The sequence below is a fragment of the Bacillus cereus group sp. BfR-BA-01522 genome (assembly GCF_022662635.1).
GTDB classification, from domain to species: domain Bacteria; phylum Bacillota; class Bacilli; order Bacillales; family Bacillaceae_G; genus Bacillus_A; species Bacillus_A cytotoxicus.
The window spans coordinates 352,098-377,754 of record NZ_JAKUDY010000003.1 but is presented as its reverse complement, the minus strand read 5'-3'; the positions used below and the strand labels follow the sequence as shown (position 1 = coordinate 377,754).

Below are 25,657 nucleotides of genomic sequence, written 5' to 3'. Positions count from 1 at the left end.
GTATGAAGTTGTGTTCGGAAAAAATAGGACTGGTAATAAGCTAATTTTTGTCAAAATTTTGATAGAAACAGTTTAAAATGGGGGAATTCAGATGGAGAAGTTATCACAAGAAATTATCAATTGGGTTCGAACAGAGGATAAACGAGTTGTAATCGGTATTGCAGGACATGGTGCTGCGGGAAAAACGACATTTGCGAATAAACTGAAAGAGCAATTTATGTCAAAAGAAGTAAACTATATTAATACAGATCCATATATTGTGAGTTCGAGTATTCGAAAGCACGCAATCATTCATTATACATATGAAAATAAAGAGCATCATTATAAAATGACAGCTTGCCATCCAGCTGCACATCATTTGGAATCTTTAGAAAGAGATGTTCAAATGGTTCGAGATGGACTGGATTTCTATACTATTGATACGCATTATATGGAACGTGAATTCATTTCTTCGAATCGTAAAGTGACGATTGTAGAAGGAATGAGTGTCGCATTTCTTAATTCCGATCTATTTGATTTGAAAATTTACTTTTATACAGATGGAGAAACAGAACTTATGAGAAGGAAAAGTCGAGATGTTGCAGAAAGAGGGATGGACATTGAATATTTAAGGCAATCTCATGAGGAACGTCGCATACAGTATGAAGTATTCATGCACCCGTATCATGAGCGTTTTGATATAATTATTAAAAGTTCCGCTGAAGGATTTTGCATAGAAAAAAATACATCTGCAATATGAATAGAAAATAGGAGCAATTCTGCTCCTATTTTTGTATGGTCTTTATAAAGAGCTAGAAGAGCGAATCATAACAATGATGGCATATTTAATACACTTGTTGGGTACATATTTGATTCATGTTGAAGATAGACAATGTAGTCATCATGTTATTGGTTAGCTTTGTATTACGATAAAAAAATTATTGGTTGTTATTTTGTCTTTCATCTTGTTCTCGTTGTTCAGAAGGTTCCTCGGTTGGATCTGGTTCTTGTTCATCCTTCACGTTATTGCAACCAAATAATAGTCCTGAAGATATAACAGTAGCCATTAAAGCAAATAAATACTTTTTCTTTTTCATGGAATCGTCCCTCCTTTTTTAGTGTACTACTAGTAATGTTTCCTCAGAGATTTAAGACTATGTAAGTTTTTTATTAAAATGATTTTTTTATTTGAAATATAGGTTTGTCACAATGATAAGAGAAGGGCGTTATGATAGCGTGAATGAATTATTTTTGGAAGAGAAGAGTAATGGTTAGAGCTCAATCTGAGAATACAGATATTTTTATTTACATTTGAATGGGTTTTTGCTATACATAGAAGCAGAGGCGTATATATTGCTCCTCTGCTTACGGTTTTACATCTAAGTTTTGTAAAAACAACGTTGCGGAAACGTATCGTTTTGCTAACATTTGTACATATGCAGTATGTACAGAAAGCGTCGCGATAATAATGGCGTTACGAATTGCTTCGCGCTGTTCATTGTTGATTTGATCAAATTGGCTGGCAATTTTGTCAGCTTTCTCTTTTACTATATTTTCAATTGTATGGATAGTGTCCGTTGCGTTTAATTGTAAACAGTTCCCTTGATTTAACTCTTCAAATAAAGAAGAGTACGCAACGTATAAATGAACGGGATTAATTAAATCATCGCTGCGGTCTGCTGGATCATTGACAATGAGTCTAAGCAGTTTCCGAATAGATTCAAAATCAAGTGCTGTTTTTAAATCTTCGACAATGAAAAGCAAAGCAGCTTGCTCAATGGAGTATTTTTTTCCCTTTTGCGGGGATCCAATCATTTCTTTTATATCGCGTTTTACCCAGTTTTGCATTGCAGTTACAGAAAAACTGGTATTTTCAATTTGATTACCAAGTGCAACGATTTCATTTAAAGAAAAGCCAACATCGGTATCTTCAATTTTTATCAACTTTTCGAAAATAGGTGAAAGTGCGGTTGTGATAAAAGCAGTTACGCTTTGTCCGCTTTCAATATCTTTTTTATGTGATTTTGCCCAAGCTTCTTGTAATATGCTAAGAGGCTTTTTTGTGTTCCATCCTCTTAAAGAAAGGAGGAGTGCTGCCATTTCGTTTCGTGTGAGATGAAATGTTTCCATCTTTTCACCTCCAAAATTATAAAAGTTCTTATGACCTTATAATATGTGTTGTTTTATGCAAAGTCAATTCCATTTTGTTTCATTTTTCCTTTGTTCTACAAAATATTAAGTAAATAACTTGCTTATTTCAAGAAAAGTTCATATAATAAGTTCATAAGAACTCTTTATATGAGTTTAAAATAAATCTATCATTCTTATTTTCAAGAAAGATAGATTTCACATATATCTATAGTAAAAGGAGAATGGATATACTATGTTGAAAAAACTCGTTTCAGTAATGACTGCATTCATGGTGATCTTTGGAGCTAGTAGCTTTGTTTTTGTAGATCATGCAGCAGCGAAAAGTTACAAATCTGGTAAAAAGTCATTTACACCAAGTTCTGGACAAAAGTCAAAAGTGAATTTAAACAAAAAAGATTCTAACGTAAATTCACAAAAGACAAATCCAGATACAAAAACGAAAGCTACAAATACAGCGCCCAAAAGTAATAAAGGAAGCTTTATGAAAGGGTTATTACTTGGTGGTTTAGGTGGGCTATTAATGGGAAGCCTATTCTCAAATATGGGCGCACTTGGTTCTATATTGGCGTTCATGGTAAATATGTTAGTAATGGCTGGTATCGTGATGTTGGCGATTCGAGCATTTAAATATTTTAAAGATCAGCGTAAGAAACAAGCGGAGGAAACAGCATGGAGAGGTTAAAGATTTCTGAACAGGAGCTAATTAATGCACTATGTGTATACATTGCTGAAAAAAGACAAGTTGCTCCTGAAGCTGTTTTAGTTGAACTGATGTACGATGATGACTATGGATTCTCCGCTGAAGTAGAAGTAAACGGTCGTCAGCAAATTTTAATCCAAGCGAATTTAATTGAAGCGCTTCGTCTATGGCTAGATCGAGAGTACAATCTCAATCCTTACGCAGCAAGACTACAGCTTGAATTAGATGATGAAGAAGGTATTATCGCATTGGCGAGTGTTAATCATTCAGATAACTAGAGTAAAAAGCTGTTGAGAGCAATCTCAACAGCTTTTTTAGTATGCACAATTTGCAAATTATTTCTGCTTAAAATGTAAGAGGGAGTGTTATTAAGTTTCGCTCGTATAAAACTGAAAAACGGGAAGTTTGAAAGGAATGATATTTTAAAATATTGTTAAAAGAACCTCGTATTTAAATGTTTTTAAGGAGTAAGTAAAATTCTTCCGCTAGTCTCTCTTCGTTCAACAGCTTCATGGGCGAGGTCAGCATCTGCAAGGGAGTAAGTTCGATCAATTTTAATAGAAAGTTTTCCGCTTTGAACCCATGTAACAAAATCGCGAATATATTGAGACCAATATTTCATATAGGGAAGACCATTTGTTCTTGTTATAAAGAGAGAACCTTTTTCTTGAAGTGTCATTAAATCGATAGGAGGAACATATCCGCTAGATTGTCCATAGTTTATCATATATCCGCCAAGAGCAAGACTATTTAAACTCGCGTCAAAAGTATCTTTACCAACACCATCATAGACAACATTTACACCTTGCCCGTTTGTAATGCGTTTTACTTCTTTTACTATATCCGACTGTGTAGAAATGATCACTTCATCAGCACCAGCCTCCATTACATAACGAGCCTTTTCTTTTTTTGATGTAACACCAATCACATGGCCACCGCGTATTTTTGCCATTTGGCATAAAAAGAGTCCGATTCCACCGGCTGCCGCATGAATTAAGCACCAATCTTCTTTTTTGATCGGATAGGCATAGTTCGTAAATGCCCAAGCTAGAAACCCTTGGATTAATCCTGCAGCTGCATGTTCAAAACTGATTTCATCTGGAATAGGGATTACTCTTTGAGATGAAATTAAAACATGGCTCGCATAAGTGCCGCTTCCTCCAGCACAGACTACGCGATCTCCAACTTGAATGGTCTCTACATTTGGACCAATTGCTTCGACAGTACCGACTCCTTGACTACCTAAAGTAACGGGGAAGGTATGGGAGATTCCGCCCTTTTTTTGATAAAAATTTTGTGTTACTAAATCACCTCGCCGATGTTGAATATCTAAAAAATTGACGGAAGCAAATGCAATTCGTACAATTACTTCTCCAGAACCGGGAATGGGAATTGCTTGTTCTTCTAATTTCATAACTTTTGAAGTACCGAATTCGTACATACATACTTTTTGCATAACATTATTTTTAATCATATGTTCATCTCCTTTAACATTATTGTTTCCAAGAAACATTTAAGTTTCTTGGAAACAATAATAAATATATATTCAAGTTTTGTCAAATTGTTTCTCGGAAACTTTAATCTTCTACCTCTTCTTGATATACTAATAAAAACACAAATGTAAAGGAGTTTTTTTATGGCATCGGCTTTTAACAATGATAAAAATATATTAATAAAGCAAATCGTGAACTTAACGGGAGAACTGGCTAAAAAGTGGGGACAGGAAGAGGATGAGGAGAGAGAATGGTTACTTCAAAATTGTAAAAATCCTCATATTGCTACATTGTTAAAAGAAGTAACAGTAAAAATGCTTCATGTTCTTGATGCGATCGGAAAGCATGAACCGGTTAATGGAATTACAATCGCATCTGAAACGGGGATTCCAAAGGGGAGTGTATCGAAAATGACTCGCCGATTAATGAATAAAAATTTGATTGTGACAGAAACCATTCCAAATAATAAAAAGGAAATTTTATTTAAAACAACTTCTTTAGGAAAAGAATTATTTCATTTACATCAAGCATTACATCAAGAAATAAATAAAGGGGTTGTACAATTTTTAAGTAGATACACACAGGAGGAACTACAATTTGTTACCCGTTTTTTAAGTGATACTTTAGAAGCATCATGGGTAACAATGGAAGAGAATCTAGTGGATGAAAATAAAAATCATAAAGGTTGAGCAACTTTTGTTTGAGAAAGTTTAATTTCGGTTCTATGGACAAGTTCCCTTCGTTTATACTTGATGTAGAGAAGATGACTAGGCAACTTAAGCAGAGTTATTTTCGTTTATGGATAGGGAGGGAATCGCGTGATGAAAAAGAAAAAATGGCAAAGTATGAAGAAAGTTATTCTCAGTTGTGGAATTATACTAACAGGAGTGATAACATTTGGTTTTGCAGAAAAGGCGTCTGCACATGGGTATGTGGAATCACCTTCTAGTCGTTCGTATTTATGCAGCGAAGGTGTAAATGTAAATTGTGGTCCAATTCAATATGAACCGCAAAGTGTAGAAGGAGTAGGGGGATTTCCGCAATCAGGTCCAGTTGATGGACAAATTGCGGGTGCTGGAAATTTCCCGAATTTAGACGTCCAAACCGCTGAGCGATGGAAAAAAGTAACGATTCAAGGGGGAAAGAATGAATTCAAGTGGAAATTAACTGCTCCGCATAGTACGAAAGAGTGGAAATATTATATAACGAAAAAAGATTGGAACCCGAATAAGCCATTGTCACGTTCTCAATTAGATTTAATACCATTCTATGTGAAAAATGATGGGGGAGTAAAACCAGGAGTAACAGTAACGCATGAAGCAAATGTACCAACTGATCGCAGTGGATACCATCTTATTTTAGCTGTTTGGGAAATTGCGGATACAGGGAATGCCTTTTATCAAGTAATGGATGTAAATCTTGTTAATAATGGCGTTACGTCTATCATGCATCATGCTTCACACGACAATTAAATCAAATAAAGAAAGGTCATTTTTGCATAGAATGACCTTTCTTCACGTCTGACTGAAAGCGAATGTTTTCGACACAGCAACTACTTCTTTGGCATAGCATTTTGCTTTGTACGCTAACATGGTTCTAAATTGTGAACATGATGCTTCGCTAATTTGTGATTCTTGAGCACATTTGACACTTGCAAATCTTCCATACAAATCACACCGTAGTTTTTGATGATGTCAGCAGAGACTTTATGCAAGTAATTCGCCTTTAAATTCATCATTTCCTATCATTTTATTACATATTTGATTCTATTTTTATTTGAAAAGAAGAGAAACTTGATTTTATTTATAAAAAAATCTGCTTAAAATATTGTCATATTTGCTTCTTTAAGATATCCTTTTGATGAAGAGGTGGAAATCATGGAAAAAGTACTAGTTTTCGGGCATAAAAACCCAGATACAGATGCAATTTGTTCTGCAATTGCTTATGCAGAACTAAAAAAAGAATTAGGAATGAATGCTGAGCCTGTACGTTTAGGTGAGATCAGCGGTGAAACTCAATTTGCGTTAGATTATTTTAAAGTAGAAGGACCGCGTTTTGTTGAGACAGTAGCAAACGAAGTGGACAACGTTATTTTAGTTGACCATAACGAACGTCAACAAAGTGCTAACGATATCGAATCTGTTCGTGTGTTAGAAGTTATCGATCATCATCGTATTGCTAACTTTGAAACGAGCGATCCTTTATACTATCGTTGTGAGCCAGTTGGTTGTACAGCTACAATCTTAAACAAAATGTACAAAGAAAATGGCGTTGCAATTCGTAAAGAAATTGCAGGTTTAATGTTATCTGCAATTATCTCAGATTCTTTATTGTTTAAATCACCAACTTGCACAGAACAAGACGTAGCTGCAGCTCGTGAATTGGCTGAAATCGCTGGCGTTGATGCAGAAAGCTACGGCTTAGAAATGTTAAAAGCTGGTGCAGATTTAAGTGGTAAAACAATGGAGCAATTAATTTCTCTTGACGCAAAAGAATTCCAAATGGGTAACGCGAAAGTTGAAATTGCACAAGTAAACGCTGTTGATACAAACGACGTTCTTGTACACCAAGCAGAATTAGAAAAAGTTATTTCTGCAGTAGTAGAAGAGAAAGGATTAGATTTATTCTTATTCGTTGTAACAGATATCTTAACAAACGATTCTGTCGGCCTTGCGATCGGGAAAGCAGCAAATGCTGTTGAAAAAGCATACAACGTAACATTAGAAAACAACACAGTTACTTTAAAAGGTGTTGTATCTCGTAAAAAACAAATCGTTCCTGTATTAACAGAAACATTCCAAGCTCTATAATAGTAGGGATGGATGAAAAGAAGGACAAGTAACCTATGGTTTGCTTGTCCTTTTTATATAACCTTTCTTTGTACACTGTCGATTGTGACAGTTTTTTTGATGAAGTAAAAGTATTATGATTGAAATATGGAAAAAGATATAAGATGAGGTAGCAGTTGATGATGAAACGATTATGTATTATTCCCTGTGGGAAAAAGAAAATTTGGGATAAGTACCCAAGTCAAGGTCCAACAAAAGCGAAAGACGTTTATATTAGCTCGTTTGGAAAAGCATGTCAGGCATATGCGGGAATGTTTTTTGAGGATTGGGTAATATTATCGGCAAAGCATGGATTTTTAAGACCAAATGACATTGTAACAGAAAACTATGATCTCGCTTTTGACTCGAAGAGTGACGAGATTGTTAATGTAGAGCAACTCAAAAAACAAATGGTGGATAAAGGATTGCTAGAGTTCGATGAAATTGTTCTACTAGCGGGAAAGAAACATAAAAAAGTAGTCACAAAACTATATCCAGAAGATAGGATTACATATCCATTAGCAGGATGCAAAGGGATTGGATATATGCTTCAGAGATTGAAAGGTGCTGTGGAAAAGGGAGAAGAGATTTAGTGTTTTCTCTTTTGCATTTTGCCTAAGATTGCTAGAATTATACTTGAGTCTTTGCGGTAGGAAATCATCGGCTAATAAATCTTCATTTCATCAAAAAGCTGACTTGCTATATTAAAAGTCAGCTTTTTTCATTGTTATTAATTATAAGGAGTTGTTTTTTATAACATATAGAGTGGAATAAAGAAGAAAATTACTAGTACTCGTGAAGTTAAATTATCTGATAATTATTTCTCAATATAAATCAGGAATTAATATGCTCTTTAGCTGGAGTGTTCATGGTAAAATTTAGATAATATTCTTGAAAAAGGAGGTCTCGTATGGGAATAAAGACTATCGCCGACAAAGGGTATGATTTATTAGACGAATGGTACCAGAAAATGCTTTCTCAACAATTAGATCAAGCAATGGTTCTAAAAAAAGCGATGGATGATAAATTTAATAATATGAAGAAGCATACAGATTCTTTTATTTATTACTCTTTATTAAACTTTAGATATCAGATGTTAACCGGCGATTTCGAAAAAAGTCTTGAAGGATTTGACTACATAAAAGATATGCCAGATTGCTTTTTGAAATATTATTATCATTTCTTTCATTTTATTTATCACACTGAAACTGGAAACTATAATTGTGCAGAATACCATCGGGAACTCGCAGCTAATCTACTGGATATGATGCCAAATGAAGCTGAAACAGCGGAGTACCATTATCGGATTGCCCTATACCATTATTATTTATCACAACCAACATTAGCGATTCATTACGCTACAAAGGCCCTTGAGTATTTTTCAAGTCAAGAAGGCTACGAAACAAAAGTTGGAGCATGTAAAAATACTTTAGGCATGGCTTGCGTTACATTAGAACAATTTGAGATGGCAGAAGAATATTTGATTGCTGCTTTAAATATTCTTGAACGAAATAATGAAGAAAAAGCAGCTTTGACCGTTCGTTATAACTTAGGTTTATTCTATGCCGATCAAAATCTTTCAGAATTAGCAGTGCGGCATCTTACAGATGTATTTGAAAAATTTACTTATCCAAGAGCACCCTATCAAAAAAGAGGGATGTATGTGTTAGCACGTGAACACTTCAAACTAGGAAATCTAGCAGAGGCTCAATTTTATATCCATGAAGGCCTACAGTGTTGTACAGAAGAATACGATCATCATTTTACAATCTTAAAAACGATGATTGAAAATAAATCAATTACAAATCTAGAGAAATGTATTTTAGAAGGGATTTCTTACTTTAAAAAACAAGATTTATGGAAAGATGTACAGATTTATAGCGAACTATTAGCTATCAAATGGTATAATATGGGTATGAAAGAAAAAGCAAGTGACTATTATCATATGAGTCACGAAGCTAAAAATTTATTAAAAGAAAAGGGGCGTTTAAAATGAAAAAGATTAAAATTGCATTGTTAGGTTTAATGAGTGTTGCAGTAGTATCATTTGGTTTAAATAGTCCTATTACAAAAGATAATGCTTCTTCTGAATTAAAGTATGAAACAGTATCATACATGTCAGAACATGGTGGTGGAATCTAATAAATAAATGCATTTACCCTCACAAGTATTTGACTCGCTATAAAGTCACATAGTATTAGATGGTGACAAAAAGCAACTCTAAAAATCTAGAGTTGCTTTTTTATATTATTTTAGAACACGAATCTTTTGTTGGGAATGAAGAAGGGACAATATAATTCTAAACATTCCGAAGCATGAAAGGGACAAGAGTGATATCAAGAATTCATATAAGGGAAGATAAATTGTTGATGTATAAAAAGAGGGGGAGAAAAAGATTCCCCCCTTACTTATAAAAGAATCGTTTATGATATACTAGAAAATATTATCTATCATGTATGACTTGTTTCATAAGCTGTCTAATCTCTTTAACTGGTGGCTTTTTATCATATAGATCAATGTGTGAAAAATAGTAATTTAAATTTCTAACGAGGCCTTTTCCTACTTTTGCGCTTAGGAAAGGGAATACTTGTCCGGTATAGTCGTCGAGCGATTTACAATAATATTTTTCATCTAAGTAAATACTATATTTACAAGTTAATTCTACGAGCTGATTTCCTTCAGAATCATAAACTTCTTTTGATTCTAAAATATCTATTAGTGCAAACCTATCATTTAAATAAACTCTTTTTTTCTTCTCTAGCTTATTAGAAAGAATAAAGGCGAGACCTATGGCGTTAATCAATCTGTTTCCTCCCAAAAAATATAAAAAGATATTAATAAAATATATGGTTATACGTGAAATGTAAAGGAGAAAATGTAAGTATCAAAAAGCTAATAAGTCATGTTGGAGAGAACAAAGAAAAGAAGATTCGTACCTATATAGAAATAGATGCAAGAAATTTCAAAAAAGTCAAAGAGACCTACTTCCCGCAGATAGGTCTCTTTAACTAGATAATGTTGACGAGTCATAACTCATCTGGAGTACTTTGATTATAACAAATTGAAAGATGGTTTTGTATTGAGAAAAAAATGAACATAAATGGATTAGCACAACCTATATACATGGAAAAACATAAGAGTGAAATCAAAAAAGACCCGCAAATACAAATACATTACGGGTCGTAAGAAGGGGTTTTGTATCCAACAGATTAATTACATATTAACGATTGCAAAGTGTGAAGTCTATAAGGATGATGTTGAGAAAGTTTTTAATTATGTCCATAACTGTTTGATCTTTTTTAAAAAGAAATAAACAATCTTTTTGTATGAAAATAATGGTTCATATTTATAATGTGACTCATCTTTCCATGTGTTATCATACGAGGATTTTCTTTGTTTATTTGAAAGCGGAAACGCAATTACATTATTTTTTTGTTTCATATATAAACCTCCCTTATAGTAATGCGTATCGTTTTAGGGAAGGAATATTCTAATTTTTATGTTGCACATGTTTCTATGTACCACTTAATTGTGAATGGATTGCGCTACGTTTATATAATGAGCACAATAAAAACTACCGAATAGCACACGTATGAAAATAATGATAAAAATAAGTGGATTTCTTCATTTTTACATGAAGGTTTTGCAATGATATAGAAATATAAGGCGAAATAGTGAGAGCGACACTGATGGAAAATTGATGATATAATATGAGCTAGATGAAAGATTAAGAAAAGCAGGTGAATTTTTGTTGTTTACAAAAGCACAAGAACTTTTATCCTCTTATTTTGGCTACTCGTCATTTCGCAGAGGACAAGATGAAACAATTAAAAATGTATTGGATGGGAAAGATACAGTTTGTATTATGCCAACAGGTGGCGGGAAATCGATTTGTTATCAAATTCCTGCATTGGTATTTGAGGGGACGACTTTAGTGATTTCACCTTTGATTTCACTTATGAAAGATCAGGTAGATACACTTGTACAAAATGGGATTTCAGCCACATATATTAATAGTTCTATTTCGATAACAGAAGCGAATCAGCGTATACAGTTAGCGAAGCAAGGGCATTATAAATTGCTTTATGTTGCACCGGAGCGTCTCGATTCGATGGAATTTGTGGATCAATTAATCGATATGAAAATACCGATGATCGCAATTGATGAAGCCCACTGTATTTCACAATGGGGACATGATTTCCGTCCAAGTTATTTACATATACATCGCATATTAGATTACTTGCCAGAAAAGCCAATCGTGCTCGCGTTAACTGCAACTGCAACGCCGCAAGTACGAGAAGACATTTGCCGTGCATTAGACATTGATCCTACTCATACGATCATGACAACGTTTGAGAGAGAAAACTTATCATTCTCTGTTATAAAAGGACAAGATCGCAATGCATATTTGAAAGAATATATTCGGCAAAACCAAAAAGAATCTGGAATTATTTATGCGGCAACGCGAAAAGTCGTAGACCAGCTATATGAAGAACTAAGTAAGGCCGGCGTTTCTGTTGCGCGCTATCACGCTGGGATGAGCGACTATGAACGTGATGAACAACAAGAACGTTTTTTGCGAGATGAAGTCAGTGTCATGGTCGCAACATCGGCATTTGGTATGGGAATTGATAAATCGAATATAAGATATGTAATTCATTATCAACTTCCGAAAAATATGGAAAGCTATTATCAAGAAGCAGGTCGTGCTGGTCGTGATGGATTAGATAGTGAATGTATTTTGTTATATTCCTCTCAAGATGTACAAGTGCAACGTTTTTTAATTGATCAATCGACGGGAGAGTCACGTTTCTCAAATGAATTAGAGAAATTGCAGTACATGACCGATTATTGCCATACGGAACAATGTTTACAATCTTTTATTCTAGATTACTTTGGAGAAGTGCCAGAAGGGGATTGTGGGCGCTGTGGAAATTGTACAGATGAGCGTGAAAGTATTGATGTAACTAGAGAAGCGCAAATGGTTTTATCCTGTATGATTCGAACGAATCAACGCTTTGGAAAACAAATGATTGCCCAAGTGTTAACGGGATCAAAAAATAAAAAAGTGCTTGAATTTCGTTTTCATACACTTCCAACGTACGGGCTTTTATCAGATCGCAGTGTAAAAGAAGTAAGTGAATTTATTGAGTTTTTAATTTCGGATGAATTAATTGCGGTAGAGCATGGAACGTATCCAACATTAAAAGTAACCACAAAAGGAAAAGAAGTATTGCTTGGAAACGAACGTGTACTGCGTAAAGAAAGAGTAGAAACAAGACAAATTGTACAGGACCATCCGCTTTTCGAAGTGCTTCGTGAAATTCGAAAAGAGATTGCACAAAGCGAAGGGGTACCGCCATTTGTTATTTTTTCTGATCAAACGTTAACAGATATGTGTGCGAAAATGCCGAAAAACGAGACAGAACTCCTGCAAGTAAAAGGAATAGGCGAGCATAAACTGGCGAAGTACGGTTCTCACTTTTTACAAGCAGTGCTTCATTTTATGGAAGAAAATCCGAATTACGAAGAAATATTAAAAACAGAAGTTGTGACTGAGCGAAAAAAATCAGGGAAAGCTTCTAAAAACTCTCATTTAGAAACGTATGAAATGTATGAGCGGGGCACTGAACTCAGTGAGATTGCAAAAGTAAGAGGGTTATCGCGTCAAACGGTAGAAAATCATTTAATTCGTTGTTCGGAAGAAGGGATGAAAGTAGAGTGGGAAAGCTTTGTGCCAACAGAGTATAAATCACTTATCGAATCAGCAGTTCAACATGCAGAGGGCGGTTTAAAGTCAATAAAAGAACAGCTCCCAGATGAAGTGAGTTATTTTATGATTCGGGCTTATTTACAAATAAGAAAGTAGAGAAAAAATAAAGGGGATTGTTGTCATTTTATAATATTATGAGTATACACATTTAAACTAACAAGGTGTTTCATGGAACAAGGATTACAAAAATTATGTTAGTCATTATGTTTTGATGATAAAGGTTAGGGTGTAAGAATAGAGGAGAAGTTGTTCTTGAAAAATTCAATATAGATACAGAAGTTACTCCTTCGAAATTATATGAATTAAATTAGGTTATACATAATGATAATTAACACCTCTTTAGAAATAAAAAAGGAGCGAATGATTTCGCCCCTTTTTATCGTTTGAATTCTACGTAAAATTTATTATCAATTATTCCGAAAGCAACTTTACTGTGCAGAGAGAATACAGTTGTTTCATTTACAATAAAGTCATTAAAAAAATAATATAATTGTTTAAAAACCTTTCTTCTACTAACGGAGTAAATTAGCTCAATAAGGAATCAAAAGAAGAACTTGTAGTTTCTGAAGAAATGGAAAAAAGAAAGATTTTAAATACAAAGTAGGCTCTGTTATACATAGGTAGAGAGAGAGTATAATTCATTTGTGATAAACTAGGAATAGTTTGAATTTTTTGGTAATGAGTAGAGGATTATAAAGTGTGTGTTTTTTTGCCAATTCCTATGTGTCTTATTCTATGGAGGAAATATGCTTGAAAATAATTTTAAAATTCGTAATATTCCTGTGATTTTATGGGGAGATAAGAGTGAAAAATTTTTTATTGCAGTACATGGAAATATGTCAAATAAGGAAGATGCAGTTATTCAAATATTAGCTGAAGAAGCCAATCAAAAAGGTTATCAAGTGTTAAGCTTTGATTTACCTGAGCATGGAGAAAGAAAAAATGATACTACTCCTTGCAAAGTACAGTTTTGTGTCAGCGAATTATCTATAATTATGAATTACGCAAAAGAACATTGGAAAGAAGTAAGCGTGTTTGCATGTAGTATGGGAGCTTATTTTAGCCTTTTAGCCTATCAAAATGATTTGTTAGAAAAGGCATTATTTTTATCACCAGTAGTTAATATGGAACGAATTATCGAAAATATGATGAAATGGTTTCATGTAACACCAGAGCTTTTGCAAAAAGAAATGACTATAGAGACACCCATTGGTCAAAAGTTATATTGGGATTATTTATGCTATGTAAAAGAACATCCTATTCATACATGGAATACAGATACATATATTATGTATGGAGCCAAGGATGAACTGTGCGAATTTGAAACTATTAACTATTTTACAAAAAAACATCGTTGTAAATTAGAAGTCATAGAAACAGGTGAACATTATTTTCATACTGAAGAACAGTTAAAGATATTTAAGCAGTGGCTACAAAAACATATTTAGTGCAATAAGAATGAAACAACTTTATTAATGATTTTTGAGTGCAAATACCTTAAAAATTTTATTATGATTCTCGATGTAACAAAAATAAGAATATTTTGATGGTTATTTAGTTAAGAAAAGAGGCGGAAAGCTATCAAAAGGGGGATTATACGTATGGCTATAAATCACGAATTCGGTATAATTCATAATATCAATAATCAAAAGACTTACAAGAGTTACAATCCAGATGTATATAACTGTATTTCTGTAAATGATGATATTCTTACAAACTTATTTGAACCTTTATCGATAATGAAGACATATTTTCATACGTTAGATCGTCCTAAATATGGTTTGGCAAATTGGGGGATTACGATTATTCCACCTGAATCATTATCTCAATTTTTAGATATAGTTATATCTTCCAAAGATATGAAGAAATCGATTGAACTGAACGAATTGGCTAACAAAATTATTCAAGCAAAAGAAGAGAATAAATATATGATTCACTTTGGAATTTAAAAAGGAGAGAAAGAAATTGAGTACTATCACAAAAGTTATGAAAAAAGAAGATTGGGAAGCAGCACAAATAAGCGGGGAAATTAAGGAGGCATCACTTGCAGAAGAGGGATTTATTCATTGTTCCTTTTTAGAACAATCTTTATCAGTTGCAGAAAAACACTTTCGTACTGAAAAGGAATTAGTCTTACTTTTAATAGATTCCACACGTGTTCAAGCAGAAACAAAATATGAAAAATCATCAAATGGTCAAGAGTATCCACATGTATATGGAACTATACATATCGATGCTGTTATAGATGCTATTCTTTTTTATCGAGAACATGGTGCATTTATTTTGCCAAACAGCATTTTGTTGAATTGATAGGGAAAACTTGAAAATTAATGATTGGATGTTGAAAAGTGCTAAAAAGAAAATGAGAAGGAGAACATGTATTGACATTTACACAACAAAATAATGCAAGTGAGTATATAAAAAATAAAGTTATTCAATATAATATGTCCGTTCTGCCAGATGAGGTAAAACAACCGATGGAACAGGTAAGCTTTCTATTTAAAAGACGATGTCGGAAAAACATTGGGAGGAATAACGGGAACGATTTATTTTTATCATCTTCATATCGATTTTTTATAGGTGAATGAGTCGATTCATCATGATGGATATGGTGGTAAGTTGTTATATAAAATAGAAGAAATCGCAAAGGAAAAAGGATGTCGTCTCATCTTGTTTGATTCATTTAGCTTTCAAGCACCTGCATTTTATAAAAAACATGGCTATCGAGAATTTGGTGTTGTAGAAGATCATCCTAAAGGATATTGTCAGCACTTTTTTGAGAAACGACTATAAGTTAAATGTAATATCATTATGTAAACCAGGTAGGGAAGTAAGAGAGAATAAAAGTTCACTATAATACTTTCGGATTAAAAAGGGACTAACATGAAGAAGAGGCTGCTGAAAAAGTTCACTTCATAGTAAAAAGGAGTCCGTCACCCACTATATAGATGATGGGCTCCTTTGTATTCTTAGCATTCCGATAAAATATGTGTTATCTTTTCAAAATCAGCGCGTTTCCAATGCCTTTTATGGAAAGGATCTTGTCATGTTTAGCATGATAATTCTTTTGTCATTAAAATATGAGGGATTCCATCTTCCATAAAAACATCGGAAGAAGGCTGATAGTGTAATTTTTTATAAAACCCTTCAGCCTGTGTTTGGCCGTGTAGTTTTACTTTGTTGGCTCCTTTTTCATAGGCAATTTCTTCTAACGTTTGAATGATGACTTTTCCAAGTCCATATTTCCGATAAGGCTGTAAGATACAAATTCTTTCTAGTTTCCCCATGTTGTCAACAAAGCGAATTCGGCCCGTTCCTACCGGTATTTCGTTATAATAAACTAAAATATGCTGGCATAACTCACTTAACGTGTCAAATGTATCGAATTCATCCTCAAGAGGAACTCCTTGCTCTTTTACAAATACTTCTTTCCGAATTTGAAAGGCGATTTCTAAATCTTTCATTTCTTGAATTCTTTTCGATTTCAATTGATTCAACCCTTTCTAATATAATAGTGGATCATTTATACATATATTACATTATAAAACATGTAAACTTCTTTCAATAGTTATAAGATCATCCAAGCATTCTATAAAATATTACATATCTATTTCAAAATTCAGCAAAAGTAAAGGGGAGGGAGGAAGAGGCCCTCCATTGATTAAAGGGAAAGAATCATAATTCGATGATTCCATTTTCAGTCCCAATGATCACTTTATGTACCATATTAATAAATAATCCAGTTTCAATAACACCCGTTATCATTTTTAAACGATGATGCATTTCAAGTGAGGCTGTAATTTGATTTGGAAACCTGCAGTCTAAAATGAAATTACCATTGTTTGTAAGGAAGGGCGCCCGTTTTTCATACGTAACATAGTTTGACAACCGAGCGATTGAATCTTTTTTCTGTTTGATTATAGGTAAATGGAATGATTTCAATTGGTAGAGGGAACGTACCTAACTTTTCTACTTGCTTTGATTCATTTGCAATTATAATCAATCTTTGAGAGGAAGAGGTGACTATTTTCTCTCGCAAAAGAGCAACACCTCCACCTTTTATTAATTGTAAATTGGGATGGATTTCATCTGCGCGTCCATTGTGAGATCAAGATAATCTATTGTATTGTAAGGGTGTAATGGGATAGACAGCTGAGTTGCTAATTTTTCTGTTTCGATTGATGTAGGTACAGCTTCAATCGTAAGACATTCTTTGACAAGTTGTCCTAATCGTTGTACCGTCCAATACACAGTAGATCCTGCACCAAGTAAGTCCGATTTTCATCCCATCTTTTACAAAAATGCACAGCGTATTCACCAGCTAAACGTTTTAGAGTCATGATACACTCCGCCGCCTTATTCTGCAGGACGCGGTCCAGCATCTAAACCTGAATTTTCGACCGTTAATATGGGCCGGATAGTTAAATCTTTATATACCCGCATTTGACATGATAATCGTAAGTGGTCTTCAATGCCTTTCTCTGTCATTGCATGTGTTTCTTTAAGCGTAGGCTCACAGAAATCTCCTGCGATGACTTCAACTCTACAAGTTGTACAGCGAGCTTTCCCGCCGCAACGATGAAGAATTGGAACGCCGTTATCTTCAAGAGCTAACACTAATTTTGTTCCTTCTTCAATATCAAAAGTACCAGTGCCGATTACAGTTAATTTTGGCATTTGATAGCCTCCTTGTGTAAAATTCTACATAAGATATTTATGACCGCACATTGAAAAACATAAACCTTAAAAATTTTTTATTTCCTTCGTAACTTTTTTATCCCTTCAATCGTTCATTAAGTAAGCGCTGAAAAGGAGTGGTTATTTTGTGCACAAAAGTAATGCCATTGTTTAAAAATCCTATCGATATGGATTATTCAAATAAAAATTTTCTTATTGAGAATTATGCCGAATTAAAAAGATACTGCATGTTTTTAACAAAAAACAAATGGGATGGTGAAGACCTAGCGCAAGAAGCGGTTTGTAAAGTACTGCAAAAATATAAGGAGGAAGATATTTGTATGACGCTTCTATATAAAATTGCGCGAAATCAATGGTTCGATCAATTAAAAGTAAAATCTGTTCAAGAGAAATTAGAGAAGGAAGTAACATTTGAAACACCACATGAAATAATTGCTGATTTGCATGAGATGGCGGAAAAAGTAGTCACTTCGCTAAATGCCCAGCAAGCTGTCATTTTTCTGTTAAAAGATGTCTTTCAATATCATCTATCTGATATTGCGAAAATATGCTCGATATCAGAAGGAGCAGTGAAAGCTTCGTTATTTCGGAGTAGAAATAAATTGAAAATGAGAAATGAAGAAGATGGTAACTTAGCTTGGCAAGATGATGCCAAGGTAGTCGTAACAGCGGTTCGTGAACAAAAACCAGAATTATTAACAAAACTTCTTCCAACTATTCATTTTACACATGTATCTTCTAAAGAGCCGGTGCTATTGTTCAGTGCGAAAAAATCTTCTTCTTACAATTTTATGTTATGTGCAGCTTAACAATAAGATGGAGGGATTATGATGAATACAATTCCATATGTTGTGGAACAAACAAAGTTAGGAGAACGCTCCTATGATATATATTCTAGATTATTAAAAGATCGTATTGTGATGATTGGTTCAGAAATTAATGATCAAGTTGCAAGTAGTGTAGTGGCGCAGTTATTGTTTTTAGAAGCAGAAGATGCAGAAAAAGATATTTTTCTTTATATTAATAGTCCAGGTGGTTCGACGACAGCAGGATTTGCGATTTTAGATACAATGAACTTGATTAAGCCAGATGTACAAACGCTTTGTATGGGCTTGGCAGCATCATTTGGGGCACTTTTGTTGCTTAGCGGAACAAAAGGAAAACGATTTGCGCTCCCAAATAGTGAAATTATGATTCACCAGCCGCTTGGCGGAGCAAAAGGGCAAGCGACAGAGATTGAAATAACAGCAAAGCGGATATTAAAGTTAAAACAAGATATTAACAATATTATATCTGACCGAACAGGGCAACCAATTGAAAAAGTAGCGCGTGATACAGAAAGAGATTACTTTATGACGGCAGAAGAAGCAAAAACATACGGGATTGTTGATGCGGTTATTACAAAAAAATAATGGAAAGCAGGCTAGGAACATAATTTATTTCCTAGCCTGTTTTTATACGGTGCATTATTCTTTCATCCACTCATTCACAAGTCTTTGGTTCTTTTTAATCCATTTTCGTGCCGCTTCTTCAGGATCTTTTATTTTATTTAACATAACCATTAAAGTACCAAGTTGTTCATCATTCATTTTCCATCTATCAAAATATTTCACAACATCTGAATAATCTTTTTCAAATCCTTTTCTTACAGAGTAATAAATGTCGTCTTTTTCACCATATACTTTCTTAGGGTCTTTTAAATATTTTAAATCAAATTCTGAAAAGCCCCAGTGTGGATTCCAAAGCGTCACAGCGATGGGTTTCTTTTGTGTATATGCTTTTTTTAATTCACTCATCATGGCCGCTTCTGAAGATTGGACAAGTTTTAACTTTACATCATATTCTTTCATCGCTTGATTTGTTAAATTCATCAAGCTACTACCTGGTTCAATACCGACAATTTTATTACCGAATTCTTCTTTATGAGCATTTAAATCTTCGATGCTGTTAACGTCTGTCATGTAAGAAGGAACAACTAAGCCAAGTCCCGTTCCTTCATACCATTTTGCTTTTAAAACGATATCATTTTTATACCGATTATTTAACGGTTTATCGGTAACTGGAAGCCAAACTTCTAAATTTGCATCTATATCACCACGAGCAACACCAGTCCAAATGGCTGCTTTTTCTAAATACATTGGCTCTACTTTATATCCTTTTTGTTCTAGCAAAACTTTCCATAAATTTGCAATTGCAATATTTTCTTTCCAACTTGTAACACCAAGTTTAATTTTTCCTTTTGTATTTGCATTTGTTGCATTACAAGAAGTAATAATCATACTGATAAATAACAAGATGCTAATAAGCCATATTTTTCGTTTCATTGAAATCCTCCCGTTTCATCACTAACATTTGTATACAAATAAATGTATAGGTGAACCTTCTTATTATGAACGGAAAATAAAGATTTTAAGAAAGCTTATTTCTGTTATTTCTATGTAATATTTCTGTTTAAAATCGCTACACTATGTGAATAGATGGGCAGAAAAGGAGTCGTTTTATGAAAAATACAAAAGTACGTGTGGAAAACGTGACAAAAGTATTCGGGAAAAATCCTCAACGAGCAGTTGCTTTATTAAAAGAGGGGAAAAGTAAATCAGAAATCTTGAAAGAAACAGGAATGAATGTTGGTGTGAAAAAAGCAACATTTGAAGTATATACAGGAGAAATATTTGTGATTATGGGACTTTCAGGAAGCGGAAAATCAACACTTGTTCGTATGCTTAACCAACTTATAAAGCCAACAGCGGGGCATATATACATAGATGAAGAAGATATCGCAACAATGGGGAAAGAGGCGCTTCGCAAAGTACGAAGAACGAAGATGAGCATGGTATTTCAAAAATTTGCTTTATTCCCACATCGAACTGTGATTCAAAATGTAGCGTATGGTTTAGAAGTACAAGGGGTACCGGTAGAAGAAAGAGAAGCAAAAGCGTTAGAATCTCTCAAGTTAGTTGGATTAGATCATCATAAAGATAGTTATCCAGGACAATTAAGCGGTGGGATGCAGCAACGTGTTGGAATTGCAAGAGCGCTTACGAATGATCCAGACGTGCTTCTAATGGATGAGTCATTTAGTGCATTAGATCCATTGATTCGAAAAGAAATGCAGGATGAATTATTAGAGCTGCAAGATAAAATGGAGAAAACAATTATTTTTATTACGCATGATTTAGACGAAGCGCTTCGAATTGGAGATCGCATTGCGCTGATGAAAGATGGAGAAATTGTCCAAATTGGAACACCTGAAGAAATTATGATGAGCCCAGCAAATGAATTTGTAGAGAAATTTGTTGCTGATGTGAACTTAGGAAAAGTCATTACTGCTGAATCTATTTTAAAAAGACCAGAAACATTACTGATTGACCGCGGACCACGCGTAGCTCTGCAAATTATGAGAAATGCGGGGGTATCTACTGTATATGTAGTCAATAAAAAACATGAGTTTTTAGGAATTTTAACGGCTGATGATGCAAGTAAAGCAGTGCAAAAACAATGGCCAATTGCAGACTTGTTAATCACAGATCTTCCTCATGTATATGTAGATACATTACTAGAAGAAACGTATGCAAAAATGGCAGAAATGAAATTTCCTTTACCTGTTATTGATGAAAAAAATAGGCTAAGGGGGATTATTAAACGAGAAAGTGTCATTCAAGCCCTTGCCGGAAATATTGAAGATGAGGTGAATGACAATGAATAATATTCCGCGTATTCCGTTAGGTGAATGGGTCGATACGTTTGTAGCGAGTTTATATGAGCATTTTGAAAATATATTTAGAGGATTTTCTTATGTGATTGGTGGTTTTGTTGATTTACTGACAAATTTTTTAACATTCATTCCAGCTTTTTTAATGATTGTCATTGTTTGCTTTCTCATTTGGTATACAGCAAGGAAAGTCTCTTTACTTATTTTTACATTGATTGGCTTATTATTTATTTTAAACATTAACTATTGGGAACAAACGATGCAAACATTGGCGCTTGTTCTGACATCCGTTATTATTTCTATCATTGTTGGAATCCCTATTGGCATTTTAGCATCGCAAAACGAACGGTTTTCGAAATTTTTAAAACCAACATTAGATTTTATGCAAACAATGCCGGCATTTGTGTATTTAATTCCTGCCATTACATTCTTTGGAGTTGGGGTAGTGCCAGGGATTATCGCGTCGGTTATTTTTGCGATGCCACCAACGATTCGCTTTACAGACCTTGGAATTAGACAAGTACCGGAAGATTTAATTGAAGCTGCAGATGCATTTGGATCTACAGCATCACAAAAGCTATTTAAAGTACAATTGCCACTTGCGACAGGAACGATTATGGCCGGGATTAATCAGAGTATTATGCTATCATTGTCGATGGTTGTGACTGCATCACTTGTAGGAGCGCCGGGACTTGGTGTAGATGTATATCGCTCTGTAACACAAGTGAATATTGGAATGGGGTTTGAAGCTGGGTTAGCCATTGTCGTAATCGCTATTATATTGGATCGAATCACACAAGGGTTTCATCGAAGAAAAAGAGGGTAGGACAGAACAGTTTCAGTAAAATAATCAAAAAAGATATTTTTCAAGAAGTTACAATGAATTTTTTGTGAAAAATTCATTGTAACTTTAAATAAACTTCATATAAAACACATATTGAAAGTGTATGATATAGATATCGGATATGAAGTAAGATTTATATTTAATTATTTTTATATAGAATAACAATAAATAAGTTACAGGGGTGGCATTCACTTTCTCTGAATGCCTTTTATAGAAAAAGAAATGCAACAAAAAAGGAGAGATTCTCATGGCAATGAAAAGTAAAGAGATAAAAACACAAATTACAGAAGAAGATGTAGATATTTTAAAAGTGATGGCACATCCAGTACGATTACAAATTGTTAACGAGTTAAAAAATAGAAAAACTTGTAACGTATCACAGCTAACCGAAATTTTAGAAATCCCGCAATCCACTGTATCTCAACACTTATCGAAAATGAAAGGAAAAGTGCTACGTTCCGAACGAAAAGGATTGGAAATGTATTATTACATTAATAATGCAAAGGCAAGTGAGATTGTTGGCATTTTAGGCTGTGTAAATTAATAAAAATATAAGAAGATTACAAAAAACATCTCTACATCATAATGTAGGGATGTTTTTTTATGTGAATTCATGATAAAAAATAGCTTTCATGAGTTATATTTGTGCTAGATTTAATTTGAAACAGCCAGTCTTCTTTAACTTATTATATATCCGTTACATTCTTTTGAAGTTTTTATGAACTAGAAACTCCCACCATTTCCATGGAATCAGTTTTTTTACAGTCATCATTAGTTTTACGCCTTTTCCAATGGGATAACGAAAGGATGTCTTTTTTGCTTCGGCAACCGCTACAATCTTCTTAGCAACATCGATTGGATTACCGAATGTATCACTCCCGTTATTTATATGTTGTTGTATTTTCTGCATATATTCTATATAAGGAGAAGTGTTTTCTGAGTACTGTTTCGCTAGCGATTTTCCAACTTCCCATATATTTGTGTTATAAGAACCAGGCTCAATTAAACAAACATCGATTCCGAATTGTTTTACTTCTAAGCGGAGGGATTCACTCCAACCTTCTAATGCATGTTTAGAAGAAACGTAAGGAGATAAGCCAGGAAAGCCAATTTGACCACTAATACTACTTACATTCATAATTTTTCCGCTTTTTTGCTTTCTCATATAAGGTAATACAATTTGTGTGATGGAGATTGCCCCAAATACGTTCGTTTCAAATTGTTTACGATATTCTTCTATAGGAATGTCCTCTACAAAACCACCGCTTGCATATCCGGCATTATTGATGAGAAGGTCTACTTGGTCTAATTCTCTTAAAAACAATTGAAAAGTATGGATTGAATTTGGATCGGTAACATCCAGTTGATGAATTTTGATATGATGTTGCAAATGCAATGCGGCAGCTTGCGATAATAAATTTTCTTGTTTATTCAGATCACGCATGGTAGCGATGACAGTATAATCTTTTTTAGCTAATTCAATAGTTGTTAATAAGCCAAAGCCACTTGATGCACCAGTAATAATCGCGATTTTCTTCATCTTTTGCTCACTTTCTTTTTTCTTATATCATAACGATTTTTATATCGAAAATCTATGATTCTCTTTCTCGCAAGGTATACATTTGTTGTATTACTCAAACAAAAGTTTAATGAGTTAGAGTTGTTCGTTTTTTACAGTGGGTTTTTGAGGGAGAATTTATTTATATTATCGCTTACATGCTTATCTGGTATATCTTCCCTTCTTTAAGAGAAAGAAGGGAAGATATACCGTATTTTATAAAAGATTTTTGTGAAAGAAGTGGAATATTCGAGAGTTATTAAATATATTAGAGCACCTATGTATTCTTTCACAAGGGAAGAATATAAATTTCACTCATATTACAATCTATGCAAGGAGATCAAAAAGATTTCTGGAAAGAAACAAAGGATATGAAGAAAGAACATAAGTTAACTTTCCATGAAAAAATACAACGTGATGGAATGATTAAAGCATTACAAAAAACAAAGGGACATGTATCACTTACAGCAAAACTATGAAATGTTTCGCACAGTACCTTTTATAAACGAATGCAAAGGTTTCAATATGTAATATGGAAGAGAGCAACGAATACAATATCATTGACGTTACAATAGTTATAATGTTATATTTCAATTAGTTAGAATAAACAGAAAATTAAAAAGAAGGTGGAACTATGGATCAAAACCCATTTGAGGCATCTTATGAGTATGCAATCCAAAGTGATAAACAGGATGAACTTGCTGCTTTTCAAAATGAATTTTATAAAAAAGCAGATACAATATATTTAGATGGAAATTCATTAGGATTATTATCTAAACGAGCTGAAAAGTCATTACTTACTATGTTAAATTCATGGAAAGAGCATGGAATTGATGGATGGACAGAAGGAGAGTATCCGTGGTTTTTTCTATCGGAACAATTAAGTGAACATATCGCACCGCTTATTGGTGCATTGTCTGAGGAAATAATTGTAACCGGTTCCACGACGACGAATATTCATCAGGTGATTGCGACATTTTATGAACCGAAAGGGATTCGTACAAAGATTTTAGCAGATGAATTAACATTTCCATCAGATATATATGCTTTGCAAAGCCAAATTCGTTTAAAAGGATTAGACCCAAATGAACATCTTGTTCGAGTGAAAAGTCGAGACGGCAGAACGTTAGATGAGGAAGATATTATTGCTGCTATGACAGATGATATCGCTTTAATTTTATTGCCAGCAGTTTTATATCGAAGCGGACAAATTTTAGATATGAAGCGATTGACGGCTGAAGCACATAAGAGAGGGATTCATATCGGATTTGATTTATGTCATTCAATCGGGGCGATTCCGCATCAATTTCAAGAGTGGGGTGTTGATTTTGCGGTATGGTGTAATTATAAATATTTAAATGCAGGTCCTGGTAGTGTTGGCGGATTATATGTAAATAAAAAACATTTTGCTCGTTTGCCCGGTCTTTCCGGCTGGTTCAGTTCAAGAAAAGATAAACAATTTGATATGGAACATACATTAACAGCAGCTGAGCATGCTGGAGCGTATCAAATTGGAACACCACATATATTCAGTATCGCACCATTAATTGGCTCACTTGAGATCTTTAAAGAGGCGGGCATAGATCGATTACGTCAAAAATCATTACATATAACACGGTATATGCTACATTTGATTGATTATGAATTAACAGATAAAGGATTTACAATTGGAAATCCTTTAGAAGACGAAAAACGAGGAGGACATATTTATTTAGAGCACCCAGAAGCTGCTCGTATATGTAAAGCGTTAAAAGCAAATGGAGTAATTCCTGATTTTCGCGCGCCAAATGGCATTCGCCTTGCACCAGTTGCTTTATATAATACATATGAAGAAGTGTGGAAGTCCGTTCGAATTTTAAAGAAAATTATGACAAATGAAGAGTATAAACAATTTGAAAATAAACGAGGGGTTGTGGCGTAA

Annotated in this window: 28 protein-coding genes and 4 pseudogenes; 21 read left to right on the top strand and 11 right to left on the bottom strand. The window is 33.9% G+C overall.

Annotation, left to right across the window (positions count from 1 at the left end):
- Positions 1-91: 91 nt before the first annotated feature.
- On the top strand, positions 92-739 hold the full coding sequence (locus MR059_RS07000; protein ID WP_242161679.1) for a uridine kinase family protein: 648 nt from the start codon (positions 92-94) through the stop codon (positions 737-739).
- 178 nt (positions 740-917) lie between these two features.
- Here MR059_RS07000 and MR059_RS06995 read toward each other — a convergent pair whose 3' ends face one another.
- Positions 918-1,076 carry a hypothetical protein gene (locus MR059_RS06995; protein ID WP_012094410.1) on the bottom strand — a complete coding sequence of 53 codons (159 nt, stop codon included), beginning with the start codon at positions 1,074-1,076 and terminating at the stop codon, positions 918-920.
- Positions 1,077-1,344: 268 nt separating this feature from the next.
- The gene (locus MR059_RS06990; protein WP_012094409.1) at positions 1,345-2,109 is read right to left on the bottom strand and encodes a DUF1836 domain-containing protein; all 765 of its coding nucleotides are present in this window, start codon (positions 2,107-2,109) and stop codon (positions 1,345-1,347) included.
- Between the two features lie 253 nt (positions 2,110-2,362).
- On the opposite strand from MR059_RS06990, the gene MR059_RS06985 reads away from it, so the two are divergent.
- Complete coding sequence (locus tag MR059_RS06985; RefSeq protein ID WP_012094408.1) at positions 2,363-2,812, top strand: hypothetical protein; 450 nt, start codon at positions 2,363-2,365, stop codon at positions 2,810-2,812.
- A complete protein-coding gene (locus MR059_RS06980) occupies positions 2,800-3,108 on the top strand; it encodes a YxcD family protein (RefSeq protein ID WP_012094407.1) in 309 nt (102 codons plus the stop codon). The genes MR059_RS06985 and MR059_RS06980 overlap by 13 nt, the downstream gene beginning before the upstream one ends.
- Positions 3,109-3,290: 182 nt before the next feature.
- Here the strand turns inward: MR059_RS06980 and MR059_RS06975 are convergent, their stop codons facing one another.
- Positions 3,291-4,304, bottom strand: coding sequence for a quinone oxidoreductase family protein (locus MR059_RS06975; RefSeq protein WP_048723038.1), 1,014 nt, complete (start codon positions 4,302-4,304; stop codon positions 3,291-3,293).
- Between the two features lie 162 nt (positions 4,305-4,466).
- On the opposite strand from MR059_RS06975, the gene MR059_RS06970 reads away from it, so the two are divergent.
- Positions 4,467-5,012 (top strand): MarR family transcriptional regulator, encoded by a 546-nt coding sequence (locus MR059_RS06970; RefSeq protein ID WP_012094405.1) that lies wholly within the window; start codon positions 4,467-4,469, stop codon positions 5,010-5,012.
- Between the two features lie 132 nt (positions 5,013-5,144).
- Positions 5,145-5,795: a lytic polysaccharide monooxygenase gene (locus tag MR059_RS06965; protein WP_242161678.1), complete on the top strand. Its 651-nt coding sequence runs from the start codon at positions 5,145-5,147 to the stop codon at positions 5,793-5,795.
- A gap of 48 nt (positions 5,796-5,843) precedes the next feature.
- On the opposite strand, the pseudogene MR059_RS06960 reads toward MR059_RS06965, so the two are convergent.
- Positions 5,844-6,055 (bottom strand): annotated as a pseudogene (locus tag MR059_RS06960) (IS200/IS605 family element RNA-guided endonuclease TnpB); the annotation flags it as partial.
- Between the two features lie 145 nt (positions 6,056-6,200).
- On the opposite strand from MR059_RS06960, the gene ppaC reads away from it, so the two are divergent.
- The 4 genes from ppaC (at position 6,201) to MR059_RS06940 (ending at position 9,293) form a co-directional block, all read left to right on the top strand.
- Positions 6,201-7,133 (top strand): manganese-dependent inorganic pyrophosphatase, encoded by a 933-nt coding sequence (ppaC, locus tag MR059_RS06955; protein WP_242161677.1) that lies wholly within the window; start codon positions 6,201-6,203, stop codon positions 7,131-7,133.
- Between the two features lie 161 nt (positions 7,134-7,294).
- Positions 7,295-7,744 carry a DUF6884 domain-containing protein gene (locus MR059_RS06950; RefSeq protein WP_041810389.1) on the top strand — a complete coding sequence of 150 codons (450 nt, stop codon included), beginning with the start codon at positions 7,295-7,297 and terminating at the stop codon, positions 7,742-7,744.
- 317 nt (positions 7,745-8,061) lie between these two features.
- Positions 8,062-9,147: a response regulator aspartate phosphatase gene (locus tag MR059_RS06945; protein WP_012094400.1), complete on the top strand. Its 1,086-nt coding sequence runs from the start codon at positions 8,062-8,064 to the stop codon at positions 9,145-9,147.
- On the top strand, positions 9,144-9,293 hold the full coding sequence (locus MR059_RS06940) for a Phr family secreted Rap phosphatase inhibitor (protein ID WP_012094399.1): 150 nt from the start codon (positions 9,144-9,146) through the stop codon (positions 9,291-9,293). The genes MR059_RS06945 and MR059_RS06940 overlap by 4 nt, the downstream gene beginning before the upstream one ends.
- A 301-nt stretch (positions 9,294-9,594) precedes the next feature.
- Here the strand turns inward: MR059_RS06940 and MR059_RS06935 are convergent, their stop codons facing one another.
- Positions 9,595-9,954 (bottom strand): cytoplasmic protein, encoded by a 360-nt coding sequence (locus MR059_RS06935; protein WP_242161676.1) that lies wholly within the window; start codon positions 9,952-9,954, stop codon positions 9,595-9,597.
- Positions 9,955-10,424: 470 nt separating this feature from the next.
- Entirely contained in the window at positions 10,425-10,592 is a 168-nt protein-coding gene (locus MR059_RS06930; protein ID WP_164468628.1) for a hypothetical protein, read from the bottom strand.
- Positions 10,593-10,902: 310 nt separating this feature from the next.
- On the opposite strand from MR059_RS06930, the gene recQ reads away from it, so the two are divergent.
- The 5 genes and pseudogenes from recQ to MR059_RS06905 all read left to right on the top strand — a co-directional run bounded on the left by recQ (position 10,903) and on the right by MR059_RS06905 (position 15,717).
- Positions 10,903-13,020, top strand: a complete 2,118-nt coding sequence (gene recQ, locus MR059_RS06925; RefSeq protein WP_210351582.1) for a DNA helicase RecQ — start codon at positions 10,903-10,905, stop codon at positions 13,018-13,020.
- Between the two features lie 650 nt (positions 13,021-13,670).
- Positions 13,671-14,372, top strand: coding sequence for an alpha/beta hydrolase (locus MR059_RS06920; RefSeq protein ID WP_242161675.1), 702 nt, complete (start codon positions 13,671-13,673; stop codon positions 14,370-14,372).
- Between the two features lie 153 nt (positions 14,373-14,525).
- Positions 14,526-14,873 carry a hypothetical protein gene (locus MR059_RS06915; RefSeq protein WP_012094395.1) on the top strand — a complete coding sequence of 116 codons (348 nt, stop codon included), beginning with the start codon at positions 14,526-14,528 and terminating at the stop codon, positions 14,871-14,873.
- Positions 14,874-14,910: 37 nt separating this feature from the next.
- Positions 14,911-15,234 (top strand): DUF952 domain-containing protein, encoded by a 324-nt coding sequence (locus tag MR059_RS06910; RefSeq protein WP_087094992.1) that lies wholly within the window; start codon positions 14,911-14,913, stop codon positions 15,232-15,234.
- Between the two features lie 134 nt (positions 15,235-15,368).
- Positions 15,369-15,717: pseudogene (locus tag MR059_RS06905) on the top strand (GNAT family N-acetyltransferase).
- Positions 15,718-15,974: 257 nt separating this feature from the next.
- Here the strand turns inward: MR059_RS06905 and MR059_RS06900 are convergent.
- The 3 genes and pseudogenes from MR059_RS06900 to MR059_RS06885 form a co-directional block, all read right to left on the bottom strand.
- Positions 15,975-16,412 carry a GNAT family N-acetyltransferase gene (locus MR059_RS06900; protein ID WP_012094393.1) on the bottom strand — a complete coding sequence of 146 codons (438 nt, stop codon included), beginning with the start codon at positions 16,410-16,412 and terminating at the stop codon, positions 15,975-15,977.
- Positions 16,413-16,599: 187 nt separating this feature from the next.
- A pseudogene (rpiA, locus tag MR059_RS21790) lies at positions 16,600-17,264 on the bottom strand (ribose 5-phosphate isomerase A).
- A 16-nt stretch (positions 17,265-17,280) separates the two neighbouring features.
- Positions 17,281-17,601, bottom strand: a complete 321-nt coding sequence (locus MR059_RS06885; RefSeq protein ID WP_242161674.1) for a 2Fe-2S iron-sulfur cluster-binding protein — start codon at positions 17,599-17,601, stop codon at positions 17,281-17,283.
- Positions 17,602-17,747: 146 nt separating this feature from the next.
- On the opposite strand from MR059_RS06885, the gene MR059_RS06880 reads away from it, so the two are divergent.
- Positions 17,748-18,431 (top strand): RNA polymerase subunit sigma-70, encoded by a 684-nt coding sequence (locus MR059_RS06880; protein ID WP_012094391.1) that lies wholly within the window; start codon positions 17,748-17,750, stop codon positions 18,429-18,431.
- A 21-nt stretch (positions 18,432-18,452) separates the two neighbouring features.
- Positions 18,453-19,034 carry an ATP-dependent Clp endopeptidase proteolytic subunit ClpP gene (clpP, locus tag MR059_RS06875; RefSeq protein ID WP_041809745.1) on the top strand — a complete coding sequence of 194 codons (582 nt, stop codon included), beginning with the start codon at positions 18,453-18,455 and terminating at the stop codon, positions 19,032-19,034.
- A gap of 54 nt (positions 19,035-19,088) precedes the next feature.
- Here clpP and MR059_RS06870 read toward each other — a convergent pair whose 3' ends face one another.
- Positions 19,089-19,946, bottom strand: coding sequence for a glycine betaine ABC transporter substrate-binding protein (locus MR059_RS06870; RefSeq protein ID WP_242161673.1), 858 nt, complete (start codon positions 19,944-19,946; stop codon positions 19,089-19,091).
- Positions 19,947-20,122: 176 nt separating this feature from the next.
- Between MR059_RS06870 and MR059_RS06865 the strand changes: the two genes are divergently transcribed.
- The 3 genes from MR059_RS06865 (at position 20,123) to MR059_RS06855 (ending at position 22,722) form a co-directional block, all read left to right on the top strand.
- A complete protein-coding gene (locus MR059_RS06865) occupies positions 20,123-21,328 on the top strand; it encodes a quaternary amine ABC transporter ATP-binding protein (protein WP_087098764.1) in 1,206 nt (401 codons plus the stop codon).
- Positions 21,321-22,160, top strand: a complete 840-nt coding sequence (locus MR059_RS06860) for an ABC transporter permease (protein ID WP_012094387.1) — start codon at positions 21,321-21,323, stop codon at positions 22,158-22,160. Before MR059_RS06865 ends, MR059_RS06860 begins: the two co-directional genes overlap by 8 nt.
- Before the next feature lie 265 nt (positions 22,161-22,425).
- Positions 22,426-22,722 carry an ArsR/SmtB family transcription factor gene (locus MR059_RS06855; RefSeq protein ID WP_048723025.1) on the top strand — a complete coding sequence of 99 codons (297 nt, stop codon included), beginning with the start codon at positions 22,426-22,428 and terminating at the stop codon, positions 22,720-22,722.
- Positions 22,723-22,875: 153 nt separating this feature from the next.
- Here the strand turns inward: MR059_RS06855 and MR059_RS06850 are convergent, their stop codons facing one another.
- Positions 22,876-23,718, bottom strand: a complete 843-nt coding sequence (locus tag MR059_RS06850; protein ID WP_012094385.1) for an oxidoreductase — start codon at positions 23,716-23,718, stop codon at positions 22,876-22,878.
- A gap of 160 nt (positions 23,719-23,878) precedes the next feature.
- Here MR059_RS06850 and MR059_RS06845 point away from each other — a divergent pair.
- Positions 23,879-24,215: pseudogene (locus MR059_RS06845) on the top strand (sigma-54-dependent Fis family transcriptional regulator); the annotation flags it as partial.
- 155 nt (positions 24,216-24,370) lie between these two features.
- Positions 24,371-25,657, top strand: coding sequence for a kynureninase (gene kynU, locus MR059_RS06840; RefSeq protein ID WP_012094384.1), 1,287 nt, complete (start codon positions 24,371-24,373; stop codon positions 25,655-25,657).